The sequence below is a fragment of the Variovorax robiniae genome, assembly GCF_037889955.1.
GTDB lineage: Bacteria > Pseudomonadota > Gammaproteobacteria > Burkholderiales > Burkholderiaceae_C > Variovorax > Variovorax robiniae.
Genome location: NZ_JBBKZS010000004.1, coordinates 86,491 through 104,799, shown reverse-complemented (window position 1 = coordinate 104,799; position 18,309 = coordinate 86,491). Strand labels below are relative to the sequence as shown.

At 66.6% G+C, this 18,309-nt stretch carries 20 protein-coding genes; 6 read left to right on the top strand and 14 right to left on the bottom strand.

Annotated features, from left to right (window positions below):
- The first annotated feature begins 125 nt into the window (after positions 1-125).
- Together WKW79_RS11530 and WKW79_RS11525 are read left to right on the top strand one after the other, a co-directional pair.
- Positions 126-1,979, top strand: a complete 1,854-nt coding sequence (locus tag WKW79_RS11530; RefSeq protein ID WP_340335291.1) for a DEAD/DEAH box helicase — start codon at positions 126-128, stop codon at positions 1,977-1,979.
- A 150-nt stretch (positions 1,980-2,129) separates the two neighbouring features.
- Entirely contained in the window at positions 2,130-2,525 is a 396-nt protein-coding gene (locus WKW79_RS11525) for an MAPEG family protein (RefSeq protein ID WP_340335290.1), read from the top strand.
- A gap of 25 nt (positions 2,526-2,550) precedes the next feature.
- Here WKW79_RS11525 and WKW79_RS11520 read toward each other — a convergent pair whose 3' ends face one another.
- On the bottom strand, positions 2,551-2,931 hold the full coding sequence (locus WKW79_RS11520; RefSeq protein WP_340335289.1) for a hypothetical protein: 381 nt from the start codon (positions 2,929-2,931) through the stop codon (positions 2,551-2,553).
- Positions 2,932-3,000: 69 nt separating this feature from the next.
- On the opposite strand from WKW79_RS11520, the gene WKW79_RS11515 reads away from it, so the two are divergent.
- Positions 3,001-4,014, top strand: a complete 1,014-nt coding sequence (locus WKW79_RS11515; RefSeq protein ID WP_340335288.1) for an endonuclease/exonuclease/phosphatase family protein — start codon at positions 3,001-3,003, stop codon at positions 4,012-4,014.
- Here WKW79_RS11515 and WKW79_RS11510 read toward each other — a convergent pair.
- Positions 3,929-4,936: a LysR family transcriptional regulator gene (locus WKW79_RS11510; RefSeq protein ID WP_340335287.1), complete on the bottom strand. Its 1,008-nt coding sequence runs from the start codon at positions 4,934-4,936 to the stop codon at positions 3,929-3,931. The genes WKW79_RS11515 and WKW79_RS11510 overlap by 86 nt on opposite strands.
- Before the next feature lie 88 nt (positions 4,937-5,024).
- Between WKW79_RS11510 and WKW79_RS11505 the strand changes: the two genes are divergently transcribed.
- Complete coding sequence (locus WKW79_RS11505) at positions 5,025-6,158, top strand: DSD1 family PLP-dependent enzyme (RefSeq protein WP_340335286.1); 1,134 nt, start codon at positions 5,025-5,027, stop codon at positions 6,156-6,158.
- Positions 6,159-6,162: 4 nt separating this feature from the next.
- Here WKW79_RS11505 and WKW79_RS11500 read toward each other — a convergent pair whose 3' ends face one another.
- From WKW79_RS11500 to nac, 12 genes are all read right to left on the bottom strand, one after another.
- Positions 6,163-7,005, bottom strand: a complete 843-nt coding sequence (locus tag WKW79_RS11500) for an ABC transporter substrate-binding protein (protein WP_340335285.1) — start codon at positions 7,003-7,005, stop codon at positions 6,163-6,165.
- 53 nt (positions 7,006-7,058) lie between these two features.
- Positions 7,059-7,793: an amino acid ABC transporter ATP-binding protein gene (locus WKW79_RS11495; RefSeq protein WP_340335637.1), complete on the bottom strand. Its 735-nt coding sequence runs from the start codon at positions 7,791-7,793 to the stop codon at positions 7,059-7,061.
- A gap of 97 nt (positions 7,794-7,890) precedes the next feature.
- Positions 7,891-8,652, bottom strand: coding sequence for an amino acid ABC transporter permease (locus tag WKW79_RS11490; RefSeq protein ID WP_340335284.1), 762 nt, complete (start codon positions 8,650-8,652; stop codon positions 7,891-7,893).
- Positions 8,653-8,656: 4 nt separating this feature from the next.
- The gene (locus tag WKW79_RS11485) at positions 8,657-9,358 is read right to left on the bottom strand and encodes an amino acid ABC transporter permease (RefSeq protein WP_340335283.1); all 702 of its coding nucleotides are present in this window, start codon (positions 9,356-9,358) and stop codon (positions 8,657-8,659) included.
- A 48-nt stretch (positions 9,359-9,406) separates the two neighbouring features.
- The gene (locus WKW79_RS11480; protein WP_340335282.1) at positions 9,407-10,159 is read right to left on the bottom strand and encodes an SDR family oxidoreductase; all 753 of its coding nucleotides are present in this window, start codon (positions 10,157-10,159) and stop codon (positions 9,407-9,409) included.
- 146 nt (positions 10,160-10,305) lie between these two features.
- Entirely contained in the window at positions 10,306-11,076 is a 771-nt protein-coding gene (locus WKW79_RS11475) for a LamB/YcsF family protein (RefSeq protein ID WP_340335281.1), read from the bottom strand.
- Between the two features lie 16 nt (positions 11,077-11,092).
- A complete protein-coding gene (locus WKW79_RS11470; protein WP_340335280.1) occupies positions 11,093-11,503 on the bottom strand; it encodes an acetyl-CoA carboxylase biotin carboxyl carrier protein in 411 nt (136 codons plus the stop codon).
- 1 nt (position 11,504) lies between these two features.
- Entirely contained in the window at positions 11,505-12,491 is a 987-nt protein-coding gene (locus WKW79_RS11465) for a 5-oxoprolinase subunit C family protein (RefSeq protein WP_340335279.1), read from the bottom strand.
- A complete protein-coding gene (gene pxpB / locus WKW79_RS11460) occupies positions 12,488-13,213 on the bottom strand; it encodes a 5-oxoprolinase subunit PxpB (protein WP_340335278.1) in 726 nt (241 codons plus the stop codon). Before pxpB ends, WKW79_RS11465 begins: the two co-directional genes overlap by 4 nt.
- Positions 13,210-14,562, bottom strand: a complete 1,353-nt coding sequence (gene accC / locus WKW79_RS11455; protein WP_340335277.1) for an acetyl-CoA carboxylase biotin carboxylase subunit — start codon at positions 14,560-14,562, stop codon at positions 13,210-13,212. Before accC ends, pxpB begins: the two co-directional genes overlap by 4 nt.
- 5 nt (positions 14,563-14,567) lie before the next feature.
- Complete coding sequence (locus WKW79_RS11450; RefSeq protein WP_340335276.1) at positions 14,568-15,032, bottom strand: acetyl-CoA carboxylase biotin carboxyl carrier protein; 465 nt, start codon at positions 15,030-15,032, stop codon at positions 14,568-14,570.
- 140 nt (positions 15,033-15,172) lie between these two features.
- Entirely contained in the window at positions 15,173-16,111 is a 939-nt protein-coding gene (nac, locus tag WKW79_RS11445) for a nitrogen assimilation transcriptional regulator NAC (RefSeq protein WP_340335275.1), read from the bottom strand.
- Positions 16,112-16,315: 204 nt separating this feature from the next.
- Between nac and WKW79_RS11440 the strand changes: the two genes are divergently transcribed.
- A complete protein-coding gene (locus WKW79_RS11440; protein WP_340335274.1) occupies positions 16,316-17,554 on the top strand; it encodes an aspartate transaminase in 1,239 nt (412 codons plus the stop codon).
- Between the two features lie 30 nt (positions 17,555-17,584).
- Positions 17,585-18,256, top strand: a complete 672-nt coding sequence (locus WKW79_RS11435) for an RraA family protein (protein WP_340335273.1) — start codon at positions 17,585-17,587, stop codon at positions 18,254-18,256.
- Positions 18,257-18,309: the final 53 nt, after the last annotated feature.

Genomic DNA, 18,309 nt, shown 5'->3' with positions numbered 1-18,309 from the left:
GCTCATCACAGGCCTTCGGCTCCCACTCCTGATCTCATCTGCCTTGACTGGCCGGGTTGCTCCCAGACAAAAGAGCGCCGCGGCGGGCCGATGCCACTGCGCCATGGAAGGCGCTATTACTCTCAATGAACTTTGACGATCTGAAGTTGGCCCCGGCCATCCTGAAGGCTGTGCACGAGCACGGTTACGACACCCCCACCCCCATCCAGGCGCAAGCGATCCCCGTGGTGCTCGAAGGCCACGACCTGCTGGGCGGCGCACAGACCGGCACCGGCAAGACGGCCGCCTTCACGCTGCCGATGCTGCATCGCCTGGCCACCGGCGAAACGGCCACCAACAAGTTCGGCGGCACCGGCATCCGTGCCCTGGTGCTGACCCCCACGCGTGAACTCGCGGCCCAGGTCGAGGAGTCCGTCCGCACCTACGGCAAGTACCTCGAACTCGACTCCACCGTGATCTTCGGCGGCGTCGGCATGAACCCGCAGATCAGCAAGCTGAAGAAGGGTGTGGACATCCTCGTGGCCACGCCCGGCCGCTTGCTCGACCTGCAACAGCAAGGCATGCTGGACCTGGCGCAAGTCGAGATCCTGGTGCTCGACGAAGCCGACCGCATGCTCGACATGGGCTTCATCCATGACGTGAAGAAGGTGCTGGCGCTGGTGCCCAAGGACAAGCAGAGCCTGCTGTTCTCGGCCACCTTCAGCGACGAGATCCGCGACCTCGCGGCCACGCTGCTGAAGAACCCGCAAAGCGTGCAGGTCACGCCGCGCAACACCACGGTGCAGCGCATCACGCAGGTGATCCACCCCGTGGGCCGCGGCAAGAAGAAGCAGTTGCTCGCGCACATCATCAACGAGCACAACTGGAGCCAGGTGCTGGTGTTCACGCGCACCAAGTTCGGCGCCAACAACGTGGCCGAGTTCCTGACCAAGAACGGCATCGAGGCAATGGCGCTGCACGGCAACAAGAGCCAGAGCGCCCGCACGCAGGCGCTGGCCGGCTTCAAGAGCGGCGAGATCCGCGCGCTGGTCGCCACCGACATCGCGGCCCGCGGCATCGACATCGACGAGCTGCCGCACGTCGTCAACTATGAAATCCCGAACGTCAGCGAGGACTACGTTCACCGCATCGGCCGCACCGGCCGTGCCGGCAACAGCGGCGAGGCGGTGAGCCTGGTTTGCCTGGACGAAGAAGGCTTCATGCTGGAGATCGAGCGCTTCACCAAGCAGACGATCCCGGTCAAGCTGGTCGACGGTTTCGGCCCCGATGCCGGCGAGCGCGCCGAGCCGATCGCCATGGGTCGCCAGACGATCTGGGGCGGCGCCGGACGTCCGCCGAGCCGTGAAGTCATGCAGGCGGCCGCCAAGGCTGCCCGCACGGAGATGCTGCAACGTGTTCGCGAGAACAAGGCTGCGCAAGGCGGCGAAGGGCGTGGCGGCAATGGCGGCCAACGTCGTGGCGCAGGCGCTGGCAATAGCGGCGGTGAAGGCCGCAACGCAGGTGGCGCAGGCCACGGTGCGAATGGCGGCGGTGGTGGCGGCCAGGGCGGTCGTCGCCGTCGCGGCGGTGCTGGCGCTGGCGCAGGTGCCGGCCATCAGGGCGCCGCGCGCGCGCCGCAGCCGCACGCCACGCATCACGGTCATCAAGCCAACCACGGCATGCCGCATGAAGAGCGGCAGCCACGCCATCACGGCAACAGCCACAGCCCGACGCAGGCCGACCAGCTCGCACATCGTCGCGCGGAGTCGGTCGCCAGCGGCGTCGCGGGTCAACCCGATCCGTTGCGCACCAGCGTCGACAGCATGGGCGGCGGTCGCGGTCGTCGCACCGGCGGCGGTGGCGGCTACGGTGGTGGCAACCGCTCGGGCGGCGGTGGCCGTTCGGGTGGTGGCGGCTACGGCGGCGGCGGTGGCGGTGGTCGCTCGGGCGGCGGCGGTTATGGCGGCGGTGGTCGCTCCGGCGGCGGGCGCTCTTACTGAGCCTCCAGGATCGGGTCGATAACGGCCTGGTCTCCACATCCAGAAGGCGCCATCGGCGCCTTTTTTCATGGGCTGTCGGCGCCGACGAATCGGCACCCCGGCCTGGACCGCCTCCCTTACACTCGCCCCCACTTCCAACGGGAGACTCCGATGACCGACACCCTTCGATTCGTTGTCTACACGGCCATCCTGACCTGGGTGGCGCTCCTGGCGGCGAGCCTCATCCGTGCCAGGGGATGGACCTTTGCCGGCATGACGCTCGCCATCGGCAATCGCGACAAGATGCCGGAGCCCTCGCCGTTGGCGGGTCGCGCCATGCGCGCGAGCCAGAACACGCTGGAGGGTTTCGTGCTCTTCGCGGCCGTCGCCCTGGCCGCCCATGCGGCGGGCGTGGATGGCCCGAGGGTCGCCATGGGTGCGCAGATCTACTTCTGGGCGCGGGTCGTCTACCTGCCGGTCTACTACGCCGGGATCGTCTTCCTGCGCACGCTGGTGTGGGGGGTCGGCATTGTGGGCCTGGCCATCATGGTCTCGGCCATGTTGTAGCGCTTGCCCCGCTGGCGGGCCGTGGTCAATCCGGTCGCCGGTGGTCGGGATGCTGCTTTTCGAAGCGCCGTTCGGCCGCGACAAGATGGCTGATCAGCACATGCGAAATGAGATTGACGCCGACGCCGCCGAACATCAGCGGAAACAGGTAGAGCGCAAACGACAGTTCCGACAGGAACAGGGCGTCGTCGGCCAGCGATTCCGTCGCGGACGCTGCCGCGGCCATGTGCCGCAGGAAGTAGATGTCAACCCCGGCGATGGCCACCAGCGTGATGCCGAGCACGAGCACGGTGTTGCGTGACACGGCCCGCTTCGCAAGAAGGACGGCGTAGATCGCGATCGGCACCGCGACCGAGGCAATCGCCATGAACCAGAAGCTCAGTTCTGCGAAGACTGAATTTTTCATTTCGAGTGATTCCAGGGGCAAGCAACGACGTCCGGGGCCGATTCTGAAGGCAATGAATTAGATTGCGTCATGCCCGACATCCCGCCCAACTTCGCCACCCTCTTCCTCGCCACTGGCAACCTGCTGAACCTGGCGCTGCCGAACCGCATCTTCTACGAGAACCAGGACGGCTACACGCAGCAGGAGTACGAACGCAAGATCGCCTGGACTGGCGAGCGCTTCCGCGCGCTCAATGCGGACGTGCTGGCGGTGCAGGAAGTGTGGGATGAAGCGGCGCTGAAGGACTGCATCGCGGCCAGCGGGCTGCGCTATGACTTCGTCGCGGTGCCGGGTGCGGAGAACATCCCACCGGCCCAGGGAGCGCAAGGCACGCCGCGCGTGGGCATCGCGACGCGGCTGCATGTGGAGGATGTTCGCTCCTTCACCGAATTCCAGCCGGGCTTCGTCGTCGACGTGCCGGGGCTGGGCCCGCACACGCGCTTCGAGCGCCCGCCGCTGCTGGCCACGCTGCGCATGAAGCATGGCCAGTTGGTGCATGTGATGTCGGTGCACCTGAAGTCGAAGCGGCCGAAGTTCCTGCAGGATGCGAACGGCAATGCCGTCGAGGACCGCGACGACCGCAAGGTGGCAGTGCGTGCCTCCTTGCGATCGCTGCTGATGCGCGGCGCCGAAGCGGCTGCGTTGCGCTGCATCGTCATCGATCTGATGCGCGGCTCGGGCACGCCGCTGGTCGTGATGGGCGACTTCAACGACAACCCGCACAGCGTGACGACCCAGCTCGTGGCTGCGACCTCCGACGTGGCCTACGACAAGGCTGCGCGGGACGTGGCCTTGTTCAATGCCTACGAGATGCAGGGCGAGTCGGCGCTGAAGAAGGACGTGGCCTACTCGCACATCCACCAGGGCTATCCGGAGGTGCTGGACCAGATCCTCGTCAGCGAGGAGTTCATGCCCGGCAGCCACCACAACCTCGGCGACGTGCGCCGCGTCGACTACTTCAACGACCACCTGCACGAGGGGCGCGACCGCTCGCGCTCGGACCATGGGTTCGTGCGCGCACTGCTGCGGTTGCGGACGAACTGATCCCGGACCCCGGTCGCCACGGGGCGGGGTCCAAGGCCTCCCTGGCCGTCTCCAGGAAGAGCCGCAGCCGTGCAGAGACGCCCTTGCGCGTGGGCACCAGCGCAATGACGGGAGCGTCCTGCAGCTTCCAGTGGGGCAAGAGTTCCACCAGTTCGCCTCGCGCGATCAGGGGCGCGGCCTCCCACTCCGAACGCACCATGACGCCCAATCCGCCGACAGCCCAGTCCGTGATGACCGATCCGTCATTCGAGGACAGGGCGCCGGCCACACGCACGGTGACGGATTTCCCGGCTCCCTGCGCTTCGTTTGAGAACTTCCATCGGATCAGGTCATCGTCGTTTTCCTTCAGGCAAAGACACGGGAGATCCTGAAGTTCGCCTGGATGGACGAGCGGCTGGGCCAGGCGCTTGAGAAAGCGGGGGCTGGCACAGAGAAGCCGGCCATTGGGCGCGATCGGGTGCCCGACCCAGGACGAATCCTTGACCTCGCCGATGTGGACGACGACATCGAAGGCTGCGGCGTGTCGCATCGGGTTCTCAAACAGCGCCAGCGTGACCGAGATGTCAGGGTGATCGCGATGCAGCCGCGCCACGACCCGCGCGAGATGCTGCCGCCCGAAGCCAAAGGGCGCCGCGATCTTGAGGTGGCCCGACATGGCCTTCGACCCTGTCGCGATGCGCTCCGAGAGTTGCTCCAGCCGCTCGAGCAGTTCTGCCGCTTCGGCACACAAGCGCTCGCCTTCCTCGGTGAGCGCGATGCCGCGAGCGCTCCGGGTCGCCAGGTGGACGCCGACGCTGTCCTCGAGCTTGCGCAATCGCACGGTGAGCGCAGGGGGCGTCAGGTCCAACGAGCGCGCGGCGCCAGCAAGCGAGCCCGTGTTCTGCAAGGCTCGCATCAACCGGAGGTCACCGAGTTCAAGCATTAGCTTTTCCTTAATGAAGCGTTTGATTTCATATAAACACAAGGCAATGCTGAGAGCCTACAGTGAAGGCCACTGAAGGAACACCACCATGACAAGCCTGCTGGAACTCAACACCCCCGCCGCAGTGGTCGACACCGCGCGAATGGAACACAACATCGAACGGATGCAGAAGCGCATGGATGCGCTGGGCGTCAGCTTCCGTCCTCACGTCAAGACGACCAAATGCCTGCCCGTGGTCCAGGCCCAGATCGCGGCCGGTGCGCGCGGCATCACGGTCTCCACGTTGAAGGAGGCGGAGCAGTTCTTCGACGCGGGCGTGACGGACATCCTCTACGCCGTCGGCATGGTCGTCACCAAGCTGCCCCAGGCATTGGCGCTTCGACGGCGTGGTTGCGACCTGAAGATCATCGCGGACAGCGTTGCGGCGGCCGAGGCCATCGGCGCCTTCGGACGTGAGAAAGGCGAAGTGTTCGAGGTGTGGATCGAGATCGACACCGACGGGCATCGGTCAGGGATCACCCCGGAGGAGGAAAAGCTGCTGGGCGTTGCGCGGGCCCTCGAATCGGCCGGCATGAAGCTGGGCGGCGTGCTGACGCATGCAGGATCGAGCTACGACTACGACACGCACGAAGACCTGTTGAAGATTTCCGAACAGGAACGCCATGGCGTGGTGCGCGCAGCCGAGCGTCTTCGCACCGCCGGCTTCGCATGCCCCGTCGTCAGCCTGGGCTCCACGCCGACCGCCTTGACCGTGCCGGAGCTCGACGGCGTGACGGAGGTTCGCGCGGGTGTCTACGTCTTCTTCGACCTGGTCATGCACAACGTGGGGGTATGCGGCACGAGTGACATTGCGCTCAGCGTCCTGACGACCGTCATCGGTCATCAGGAGGAAAAGGGGTGGGCCATCGTCGATGCCGGCTGGATGGCGATGAGCCGCGACCGCGGGACGCAGAAGCAGAAGCACGACTTCGGCTTCGGGCAGGTGTGCACCCTGGCGGGCGAGGTGCTCGACGGCTATGTCGTCAGTTCAGCCAACCAGGAGCATGGGATTGTTTCCCGCGTCGGTGACGCGGATGGCGACATCGCGAGGCGCTTCCCGATCGGGACGCGACTTCGCATCCTTCCCAACCATGCTTGCGCGACCGGTGCGCAACATCCGGAGTACCACGCGCTCTCGGCCTCGGGTGCCACGGAGGCCTGGCCCCGCTTCTACGGATGGTGAACGCTCAGGGCAGGAGTTCGAACTTGAGCTCCGACAACGGCGTCACCTTCTCGTCCCGCGTCAGCTTGTACTCGGTGTTCGGGCCGAGCCACTTGGCCCACAGCTTGTCGATCTCGCCGGCCTTGTCGAGCGCATAGAGCGCGGCATTGACCTTGGCCAGCAGCACGGGTTCGTCCTTCTTCATGCCGATGCCGACCGGCTGCAACACCATCGGCTCCTTGATCATCTTGAGCTCGACGCCGGAGGTCTTGGACTGGTTGACCAGCTTGGTGATGGTCATGGTGTTGGCGACCATGCCCATCGACTTGTTCTGCTGCACGGCCATGAAGGCGGAGCCGGTGTCCTGGAAGGTGACCGGCTCGGAGCCGTTCATCTTGATCGACAGCTCCGAGGTGGAGCCCTTGGTCGAGCTCAGGCGCTTGCCCTTGAAGTCGGCCTTGGTGGTGCCGGGGTCGGAGGCCTTGACGGCGAGCATTTCCTTGGCGACGTAGTACGGGTCGCTGAACTGGATCTGCTCGCCGCGGCTCTTGGTGTAGGCCAGGTTGGCGACGGTGATGTCGACGCGGCCGAGCTTGACCTCGGGCACGCGGGCCTCGACCGACAGCGGCGTGACCTTGGCCGGCACGCCAAGCTGCTTGGCCACCGCGTTGCAGAGGTCGACGTCGAAGCCGACCATCTCGCGCGTCTTCGGGTCCGGCGCGGCGAAGGGCGGCACGTCGGCGAAGGTGCCGCACTTGAGTTCCTTGCGTTGCTGGATCTCGTCCCACTGGTCGGCATGGGCGAGCAGGCCCAGCGTGGACAGGCAGCAGCCGATGGCGGCGAGACGGAAAGCGGTCTTCTTCGACATGATGGACTCCGGTTGAGTGATGAGGTTGATGTGTGACGGAAAGGGTTCTGGATTCAGTGCGCCCGCAGGTCCGACAGGAAGCGCTTGGCGCGCGGATGCTGCGGGGCGTTGAAGAAAGATTCAGGGTCGGCCTTCTCGAGAATCTGGCCGGCGTCCATGAACCAGACGCGGTCGGCAACCTCGCGGGCAAAGTTCATTTCGTGCGTGACGCACATCATGGTCATGCCGTCGTTGGCCAGGCCGCGCATCACCGACAGCACTTCGCCGACCATCTCCGGGTCGAGCGCGCTGGTGGGTTCATCGAACAGCATCGCAGGCGGCTCCATGGCGAGAGCACGCGCGATGGCCACACGCTGCTGCTGGCCGCCCGACAACTGCGCCGGATAGGAGCCGGCCTTGTTCGCCAGGCCCACGCGTTCCAGCAACTGCATGGCCTTCTCGCGCGCCGCCGAGCGCTTCACGCCCAGCACGCGCATCGGCGACAGCATGATGTTCTCCAGCACCGACAGGTGCGGGAACAGGTTGAAGCTCTGGAACACGAAGCCGATGCGGCTGCGCAGCTTGTTCAGCGCTGCGCTGCTCAACGGCGCATGGATGTCGTGGCCATCGAACAGGAGCTGGCCCGACTTCACTTCTTCCAGGCGGTTGACGGTGCGGATCAGCGTCGACTTGCCGGAGCCCGAAGGGCCGCAGACCACGACGACCTCGCCCTTCTTCACTTCGGCATTGACGTCGGTCAACGCCTGGTACTCGCCGTACCACTTGTTGATGTTGTTGAACAGGATCATCGGAGTGTCCTCGCCGCCTTGCGGTCGGCCTTGGGCTGGAACGGGGGTCATGCGTTTGTCTCCGGATGTACTTGGGTTCGGATCGTCTTGTGCGATCTCAGGGAAGGATTGCCACGGTGGGCGGCATCGGCGTCACGTCTTCGTCGAGCACCTTGACCGGAGCCGCACCGAGCCGCTTGTGGGCGATGCGCCGCTCCACCCACTGCGCCAGTTGCGTGAGGCTGAAGCAGACGACGTAGAAAGTCATGGCCAGGATGAAGAAGACCTGGAAGGGCTTGGTCAGCAACTGGTTGTTGATCTGGTTGGCGGCGAAGGTCAGTTCCTGCACGTTGATCACGTAGCCCAGCGTGGTCTCCTTGATGGTGGAGATGAACTGGCTCAGCATGCTCGGCAGCATGTTGTAGAGCGCCTGCGGCAGGATCACGTACCACATGGTGCCGAGGTGGCTGTGGCCGAGTGCGCGCGCCGCTTCGGACTGGCCCTTGGGCAAGGACTGGATGCCGGCGCGCACCACTTCGGAAAGATAGGCGCCTTCGTAGATCACCAGCGTGCAGAGCATGGTGGTGAAGCCGGAGACTTCGCGGCCGATCAGCAGCGGCACCAGGAAGTAGACCCACAGGATCACCATCAGCAGCGGCACGCCGCGCACCACGTAGACCAGCACGGCGGCGGGCCAGCTCAGCAGCTTCCAGGGCGAGAGCCGGGCCAGTGCCAGCAGAACGGAAAGTGGGAACGCCAGCGTGATGCCGAGCACCGAGAGCATCAGCGTCGCGACGATGCCGCCCATCGGGCCGTTGGGGTACTGCCCGATGAGCAGCAGCAGCCAGTTGTCGCGCAGGATTTCGTAGATGCTGTACATGGCCTTACCTTGCGCCGGCAATGCGATAGCGGCGCGACACACCCGCGCCAATGGCCATGATCACCAACGAGAACAGGAGGTAGAGCACCGTCGCGACGCTGTAGGCCTCGAAGGCGCGGAAGCTCTGGCTCTCGATTTCCTTGACCGCATGGGTGAGTTCGGCCACGCCGATGGCCATGGCCAGGCTGCTGTTCTTGAAGAGCGAGACGCTGTGGTTGATGAGCGCCGGGATCGCGTTACGGATGGCCTGCGGCAGCATCACGTGGCGCATCGATCCGATGTAGCCGTGGCCCAGTGCACGGGCCGCTTCTGCCTGCCCGGCCGGGATGGCGCGCAGGCCGCTGCGCATGTCCTCGCTGAAGTACGCGGCCTGGCAAAGACCCAGCGCGATGATGGAGATCAGCAGCTCGGCATTGTGGTTCGACAGCCATTCCTGCACCGGGTCCGGCAGCAGGCTGAAGATGCCGAAGTACCAAAGCATCAGTTGCACCAGCGTCGGCACGTTGCGGTGGTAGGAGACATAGGCCGCGACCGCGCGCTCTGCGATGCGGTTGGTGCTGAGCCGCACCACCAGCAGCACGATGGCGATGGCCATGGCCAGCAACCAGGAGCCCGCCGCGATCTTCAGCGTCATGACGATGCCGTGCAGCAGCATCTGGCCGAACTCCGGTTTCAACAGCACCGCGAGAAGGTCGAAGTCTTTCATGCGCCGGTCCTTGTCGTTGTGTGTGGGTGCGTTGCGGCGGTTGCTGGATCAGGCCTGCGCCGCTTCCGGCCGGGTGGTGGAGAGTCCGCCGGGCACTTGCAGCGTGGGCGTGATCTCCATGTGGCCCACGTTCACCGCGATCGGCGCGGCAATGGCGAAGGCGATGGCGTTGGCGATGTCCTCGGCTTTGGGCAGCTCGAAGCCTTCGACGAAGCGCTTGTAGGTTTCCTCGGAGTCGCCGTGCACGTGGGCAAAGATGTCGGTGGCCACGCGGCCCGGGCAGATCTCGGTGACGCGCACGCGCTTGCCGAAGACGTCGATGCGCAACTGGCGCGACAGCATGCTGACGGCTGCCTTGGTCGCGTGGTAGGTGCTGTTGCCGCCGAAGTTGTAGGCCGCGGCGATGGAGCTGATGTTGACGACGTGGCCACGGTCGCGTGCCACCATGCCCGGCACGACCAGGCGGCACAGGTGCAGCACGGCGCGCAGGTTGACGTCGACCAGCAGGTCGATGCCTTCGGCGTCGGCCTTGAGGATGGAGCCGGGGCGGTCGACGCCGGCGTTGTTGACGAGCACGTCGAAGGGGACTTCGCTCGCCAGCTTGGTCATGGCCTCGAGGTCGCTCACGTCGAAGGCATGGGGAATGCACCCGGTGCGCGCTGCCAGTTCTTCCAGCTTGCCGGCACTGCGCGCCACCGCGTGGACCTTCAGGCCCTCCTTGCTGAGGCGCTCGACCACGGCGGCACCGATGCCCGAGGAGGCGCCTGTGACGAGGGCGGTCTTGTAGTCAGAAAACGGCATCTTCGGATCTTTCGTTGGGGAGTGTTTTCATTGTGTCGAGGGCGGTGCTTTGGCGCCAAGACGGAATGTCTGTGGAGAGATAAGGGGTCCTTATGTCGCCCTGAAGGCGTGCATGTGGATGCTGCAACGCACCATGAGGGGGCTGTTCATCCCTGGACCTGTTGGCGCGAGATCGGCACGACGCGGCCTGCGGACTCGACCACTTCGCGCACCGTGCGCGCCAGGTTCACCGCGCCGGGCGTGTCGCCATGCAGCAGGATCGAATGGACCTTCATCGGGATCTTCTTGCCGCTGTACGTCGTAACGGTGCCGTCGTCGAGCAGCTGCTTCACACGCGCCAGCACGGCCTCCTTGTCGTGGATCACGGAATCGGGCAGCTTGCGCGGCACCAGCAGGCCGTGGTCGTCGCAGGCGCGGTCGGCGAGGAAGGTGGTGGCGACGCGCAGGCCGCAAGCGGCCGCAGCGTCCTCGATGGCGCGGCTGGCGGACGAGCTGATGATGAGATCGGGGTCGAAAGCGGCGACGGCACGCACCAGTGGCGCGGCCAGTTGCGCATCGGCCGCGGCCATGTTGCCGAGGGCGCCGTGGAAGCTCATGTGGGTCATGCGGTGGCCGGCAGAGCGGGCCATGCCGGCGAGCGCGCCGAGCTGGTAGGTCACATAGGTGGCCAGTTCGACCGGGTCGATCTGCATCTGGCGCCGGCCGAAGCCGAGCAGGTCCGGGAAGCCGACGTGCGCGCCGACGTCGACGCCGCGCGACTGCGCCATGCGCACGGTGCGGTCCATGATGACCGGATCGCCGGCGTGGAAGCCGCAGGCCACGTTGGCCGAGGAGACGATGTCGAGCAGCGCCTCGTCCTCGCCCATGCGCCAGGGGCCGAAGCCCTCGCCGAGGTCGGCGTTCAGGTCGATGTCCATGTCTTGGTCCTTGGGTTCATTCGAGGGGCTGGAGGTCGAGCAGTGGTTCGCCCCAGCCGACGGGCTGGCCGCTGTCGACGTGCAGTTGGGTGACGACGCCAGCTTGTGGGGCATCGACGGATTGCAGCAGCGGGCCGATCTGCAAGAGGCCGAGGGGCTGGCCTGCGGCGACCTGCTCGCCGACGCTGGTCAATGCGGTCGCCTGCATGGGGTGGGTGTGCAGGAAGATGCCCAGTGAGGACGCTGCAACAGGCGTGGCTTCATTCGGCGGCGCTGCGTCTTCGTCGGTGTCCAGTTCGAGGATCTCTTCGGACGCGCCGTTTCGTTCAAGGCGAATAGAACCTTCAGGCGTGCGCAAGTCCAGCAGGCCGATATCGGTGCCGGCCAGCCACTGGATCAATTGCTGGAGTTGTTCGGTGCGCGGCATGTCAGTTCACCTTCGGCGCACTGCGATGCAGGTCGACGACGCGCTTTACCTTGTCCAGCCAGGCCTCAACCTCGTCCAGCGCCGCGACGGCCTGGTCCCAGTCGACCTGGATGAAGCGGATGCGGCTGCCGATCGGTGCCTGGCCGAGGCGCCAGAGGTCGGCCTCGATGACCGTGCCGAACTTGGGATAGCCGCCCGAAGGCTGCGCATCGCGCATCTGGATGATGGGCTGGCCGCTGTGCGGCACCTGGATCACGCCGGGCACGATACCGTGCGAGCGCATTTCCATGGGTGCGATCGGGCGCAGCGCCTCGCCCTCCAGGCGGTAGCCGTAGCGGTCGCTCTGCGCGGTGATCTTCCATTCGCCGGCCCAGAACTCGGCGCGCGAGCTTTCTTCGAAGGCTGCGTATTCGGCAGAGGGCAGCACGCGCACGGCGAGCACCTCGTCCTTGTAGAGCGGCAGTGCCAGCGCGGGCGGGACCAGGCCGAAGCCGTTCTTGCATTCGGTCCCTGCTCCGGCTGCGCGCAGCCTGTCGCCACGCTTGAGCGCCCGGCCTTCATGGCCGCCGAAGGCGCCGCGCAACTGCGTGCTGCGTGAGCCCAGCACTTCGGGCACATCGACACCGCCCGCGACGCACAGCACCGCGCGGCTGCCGCGATGCGGGCCGGCTTGCGGCAGGCCCAGCGTCAGCACCTGGCCGGCGCGCGCCTGGTGGCTCCACCACGGCATCAGCGACTGGTCGTCCAGCTTGGCTGCGCAATCGGCGCCGGTCAAGGCAAAGGCGCAGTCCTCGTCGAAGCGCACCTTGAACGGAAACACCGGCACCTCGACACCGGCCGCATTGACGTCGTTGCCAAGCATCAGGTTGCCGGCGGCCAGCGCCAGGTTGTCCATCGCGCCGGATGTACCCACGCCCCAGCGCAGGCTGCCGGCGCGGCCGAGGTCCTGCACGGTGGCCAGCGCGGCGGAAGAAAGCACTTCGATCATTTGACGATCCTTTCGACGCGGAAGCGGATCATGTCGCCCGGCTGCAGCAGCACCGGCGGGTCTTGCGTGGGGTCGAAGAAGGACATGGCGGTGCTTCCAATGGTGTTCCAGCCGCTCGGCCCGGCCGAGGCCGACACGCCGGTCTGCGCGCCGCCGATCGACACGGCGCCGCCGGGAATGCTCAGCACCGGCACCTTGCGGCGCGGCGTGGCAATGCGTGGGTCCATGCCGCCGAGGTAGCAGTAGCCGGGGTGACTGCCGAGTGCGTAGACGGGATAGGTCGGTGCGCTGTGCAGCGCGACGATTTCCTCGGCGCTGAGGCCGGTGTGCGCGATGACGTCGGCCATGTGCGGGCCGCCCTCGCCGCCATAGACAACCGGGAGTTCGATGAGGCGGCCTTCGATCGGCAGTTCGACTGCGGCGTCCCATGCCTTGTGGAGCCGGGCTTCCAGTTCCTCGAGTGCGCTGGTGCTGCGCGGGGGGCGCACGAAGGTCAGCATGAGGTTGTTCATGCCGGGGACGGATTCGCGGAACTCGGGCCAGGCCTGCGTTTCGCGGGCCAGCGCCCAGATGCGTTTCTGCGAGGCGAGTTCGAGTTCGCCGGGGGCTTCGAACAGCAGCGCGGTCGTGCCGAGCAGGCTGATGGAGGCGGCGGGCTTCGGCGGCGCGGATTTCGCAGCGCTTGTCTTGCGCGCCGTACGCGGGGTTGTCGTGGTGCTCATTGGGCTGCCCTCTGCTGAAGCCAGCGCTCCAGATGGTGGATGTCCACGCCGCCGCCGGCAAAGCCTTCGTCCTGCAAAACTTCGCGATGCAACGGCACATTGGTCGAGATGCCCTCGATGCGCATCTCCGCCAGCGCCAGGCGTATGCGATCGAGCGCATCGTCACGCGTGCGGCCGTGCACGATGAGCTTGGCGATCATCGAGTCGTAGTACGGCGGCACGCGATAGCCTGCGTTGGCATGCGAGTCGACTCTTACGCCGAAGCCGCCGGGCACCTGCCAGCCGGTGATGCGCCCCGGCGAAGGCGCGAAGGTCCGGGGATCTTCCGCGTTGATGCGGCATTCGATCGCGTGGCCGTGGCATTGCACATCGGCCTGCGTGAAGGACAGGCGCTCGCCGCGGGCCACGCGGATCTGCTGCTGCACGATGTCGATGCCGGCCGTCATCTCGGTCACCGGATGCTCGACCTGCAGGCGCGTGTTCATCTCGATGAAGAAGAAGGCGCCGCGCTCGTAGAGGAACTCGAAGGTGCCGACGCCGCAGTAGCCGATCTGCCGGCAGGCCGCGGCGCAGCGCTCGCCGACCTCGGCCACCAGCGCCTCGTCGATGCCCGGCGCGGGCGCTTCCTCGATCACCTTCTGATGCCGGCGCTGCAGCGAGCAGTCGCGGCTGCCGAGCCAGACCGCATTGCCGTGGCTGTCGGCCAGCACCTGGATCTCGACATGGCGCGGATGCAGCAGGAACTTCTCGATGTAGACCTCGGGGTTGCCGAAGGCGCGGCGCGCTTCCTCGCGGGTCAGCGCCATCGCGTCGAGCAAGGCGGCTTCCTCGTGCACCACGCGCATGCCACGCCCGCCGCCACCGCCTGCGGCCTTGACGATGACCGGGTAGCCGATGTCGCGTGCCAATGCGAGCACCTGCGCCGGATCGTCCGGGAGGCCTTCGTCCGGCCCCGGCACGCAAGGCACGCCGGCACGCCGCATCGCGTTCTTGGCCGCGACCTTGTCGCCCATGGTGCGGATGCAGGTGGCGCTCGGGCCGATGAAGGTCAGGCCGGCTCGCTCGACCTTTTCGGCGAAGCCCGCGTTCTCGGAGAGGAAGCCGTAGCCCGGATGGATTGCCTGCGCGCCGCTGACCTCCGCCGCGAACAGGATGGCAGACTGGTTCAGGTAGCTCTGCCCCGGCGCGGCCGGGCCGATGCACAGCGCCTGGTCGGCCTGCGCGACATAGCTGGCGTCGCGGTCGGCCTCGGAATGCACGACCACCGTCTTGAGGCCGAGGCCACGGCAGGCGCGCTGGATGCGGAGCGCGATTTCCCCGCGGTTGGCGATGAGGACGGTGTCGAACATGCGCGTCATCCTTCCGTTGCGAAGCGGAACATCGGCTGGCCGGCCTCGACCTCTTGGCCGGAGGCGACCAGCACTTCGAGCACCGTCGCGTCACGCTCGGCTCGCACTTCGTTGAACACCTTCATGGCTTCGATGACGCAGAGCGGCTGACCTGCTTTCACGGCCTGGCCGACCGTCACGAAGGGCGGCTCACCCGGCGTCGATTGCAGGTGCACCACGCCGAAGAGCGGGGCGAGGCATTCGTTTGCCACGACAGCTGCTGCAGGCTTTGCCGCAGCCTTGGTGCCAGCCTTGACGACGCCGCGTTCACCTGCGGCGCGTACCGAAGCCGCAGCACTGCGCGGCCTCGCATTCCCCAACGCCGACTGCTTCACCAGCCGCAGCGTGCTGCCGTTCTCGCTGAATTCCAGCTCCGACAGGTCCGAGCCTGCCAGCGCATCGATGAGCGTCTTGATCTGTTCCTGCTTCATGCATCGTGCGCTGGATCGCGCATCCGTTGGACCGACGCATCCAGCGGACGCGTGACGGCATGCATGAAAGGTAACGGCCGGCGCGCTTCCTGCCAAAGACGGATTGGCTGTGCCGGGATAAGGGGGGCTTATGACATCGATCAGGACAAGGCGGTCAGCTCGGGCGTGGGCGTCGACATCACCGTACCGGCCAACTCCACGACGAGTTCCAGCACGATGTCCTTCACCGCCTGCGCCGGTTCCGACAGCGGCAGGTGGTCCGACAGACACAGCGCCAGCGGCGCCTCGATCACCGGCTCGACGATCTGGAACTGCCAGGCGCCGCAGGCGGCCACCACCTCGCGCGCCATCGAGGCCGGCAGGATGCTGGCGCCCAGCCCGTCGGCGACGGCGGCCGTCAGCGTGAAGGCCGACTCGATCTCGGCCACCACATGCGGCACCATGCCCGCCCGCACGAAGGCCGCATCGACCAGCTTGCGCACCACGTTGTAGGGACGCGGCAGCATCAACTCCATATCGCGGAGGTCGGCCAGCTTGACCGGCTGCGCGGGCGGCGGCGTGGAGGCCGGGCCGACCAGGAACAGCGGCTCCTTCAGCAGCGGCTGGAAGGTCAGGCCGTGAATGGCCTTGTCGCCGTAAAGCACGGCCAGGTCCATGCGGCCGTTCATGATGAGTTCGCTCAGCGTGGTGCCGTAGTTCTCGTTGAGATAGAGCAGGATGCCGGGGTGGCGCGCGCGCACGGTGCGCAGCAGCGGCAGCGACAGGGCCGAGGCGGCCGTGCCCGGCGCCAGCCCGACCGACACCTGCCCCGACAGCCCCTCCCCCGCCGCCTCCATGTCGACCCGCGCCTGCTCGCACTGCCGCAGGATGATCTGCGCATGGCGGTAGAGCACCTTGCCGGCCTCCGTCGGCGTGACGCCGCGCTTGGTGCGCACGAGCAACTGTTGCCGCACCTCGCCTTCGAGCGTCGCAAGCTGCTGGCTCAGGGCGGGCTGGGCAATGAAAAGAACCTCGGCCGCCTGCGTCAGGCTGCCGATGTCCACGATCTTCACGAAGTATTTGAGGCGTCGCAGGTTCACACGGGGTCCTACGCAAAAGCCGAGCCTAGCACCGGGGCGACGGTGTGACCATCGGACGACACCCAAGACACCGTTGACCACTTCGCCCGCCCCGCGCCCGCGTTGCAAATCGAGGCCGGTTCAACGCCGTCATAAGCAGCGCCTATCGATACAGACCGATCTCGTCTTGGCCTTGCAGCGGCGATCTGCGTACCGTTACGCCCCATGCACCGCTCACTCCAAGGAAGTTCCGTGAACACCCCCTCCCGCATTTCGTCGCGCGTCCGCCGCATCAAGCCCTCGCCGAGCACCTCCGCCGCCGACCGTGCCAACGAACTGCGCCGGCAGGGCAAGTCCATCGTCAACCTGGTCGTCGGCGAGCCCGACTTCGACACGCCCGCCCACATCCGCCGCGCCGCCACCGAGGCCATGGACAAGGGCGCCACACGCTACACGCTGATGTCCGGCACGGTCGAACTGCGCCAGGCCATCGTCGCCAAGCTCAAGCGCGAGAACGGGCTGGACTACGCGATGAACGAGATCATCGTGACCAGCGGCGCCAAGAGTGCGATCTACAACGCCTTCGCGGTCACGGTGGAGCCGGGCGACGAGGTCATCATCCCCGCGCCCTACTGGGTCTCGTATCCCGACATGGTGATCGCCTGCGAAGGCCAGCCCGTGATCGTCGCCTGCCCCGAGGCCAACGGCTTCAAGCTCACGGCCGCGCAACTGGAGGCGGCCATCACGCCGCGCACCCGCTGGCTGCTGATCAACTCGCCGAGCAACCCGACCGGCGCGAGCTACACCGCCGCCGAATACCGCGCGCTGGCCGACGTGCTGCTGAAGCACCCCCACGTGATGGTGATGACCGACGACATCTACGAGCACATCCGCTTCGACGGCGAGACCACCGCGCACATCCTGGCCGTGGAGCCGGCGCTGCGCGACCGCACGCTGGTGGTGAACGGCGTCTCCAAGACCTATGCCATGACCGGCTGGCGCATCGGCTTCGCCGCCGGCCCGGCCGACCTGGTCACGGCGATGGACACGCTGCTCTCGCAGACCTCCGGCAACTGTTGCTCGGTCAGCCAGGCCGCGGCAACCATGGCGCTCAACGGCGATCAGAGCTTCGTCGCGGAGAGCGTGGCCGTCTACAAGCAGCGCCGCGACCGCACGCTGGCCAACATCAACGCCATCCCGGGCCTGAGCTGCGCGACGCCGCCGGGCGCGTTCTACCTCTACATCAACTGCAGCGACCTGATCGGCAAGAAGACGCCGGCCGGCAAGCCGCTGCAACAGGACGGCGACGTGGTGATGTACCTGCTGGAGAACGCCGGCGTGGCCACGGTCGCGGGCACGGCCTATGGCCTCTCGCCTTACTTCCGTCTGTCGATCGCGACCTCCATCGAGAACCTCGACGAGGGCTGCAAGCGCATCGCCGGCGCCGTCGCCGAACTGCATTGAACAACCAGACAACAACACCAAGGACACACCGTGCAATTCAAAGCCATTCGCAAGAACCCCTCGGCCGCACAGGCCGACCCCAAGATCCTCGAAGCGCTGCGCGACATCCCCGTGGCTGCGCTGAGCGACAACATGCACCGCAACATCGGCAGCGTCGGCCTGCGGCCGTATCACCGTGCCGGCAAGAAGACCATGGCCGGCACGGCCGTCACCGTGAAATCGCGCGGCGGCTGCAACCTGACGATGCTGCGCGCCTTCGAGTTCTGCCGGCCCGGCGACGTGCTGGTACTGGATGGCGGCGGCGACATGTCGAACGCGATGATCGGCGGCATCCTCTCCTTCTATGCTGCGAAGATCGGCACGGTGGGCGTGGTGCTCGACGGCTGCATCCGCGACCTGGCGGAGATCTCGGAACGCGATTTTCCGGTGTATGCGCGTGGTGTGAACCACCGTGGGCCGTACAAGGATGGGCCTGGCGAGATCAACGTGCCGGTGGCAGTGGGCGGGATGGTCGTGAACCCCGGTGACATCGTCGTCGGGGACATGGATGGGCTGATGGCTTTTTCGCCGGACGACGCCGAGTGGCTGATCGAGAAGGCGCGGGCTCACCTTGCCACGGAGGCCGAGACGATCCGCGCGATGACCGAGGGGCGCTGGGATCGGTCCTTCATCGACGCGCTGGAAGCACGCTGCCCGAACTGAGGCGCGCTGCGTGAATTGAGGCGCACCGCGTCGACCTTGTATCGTCCGGCGTT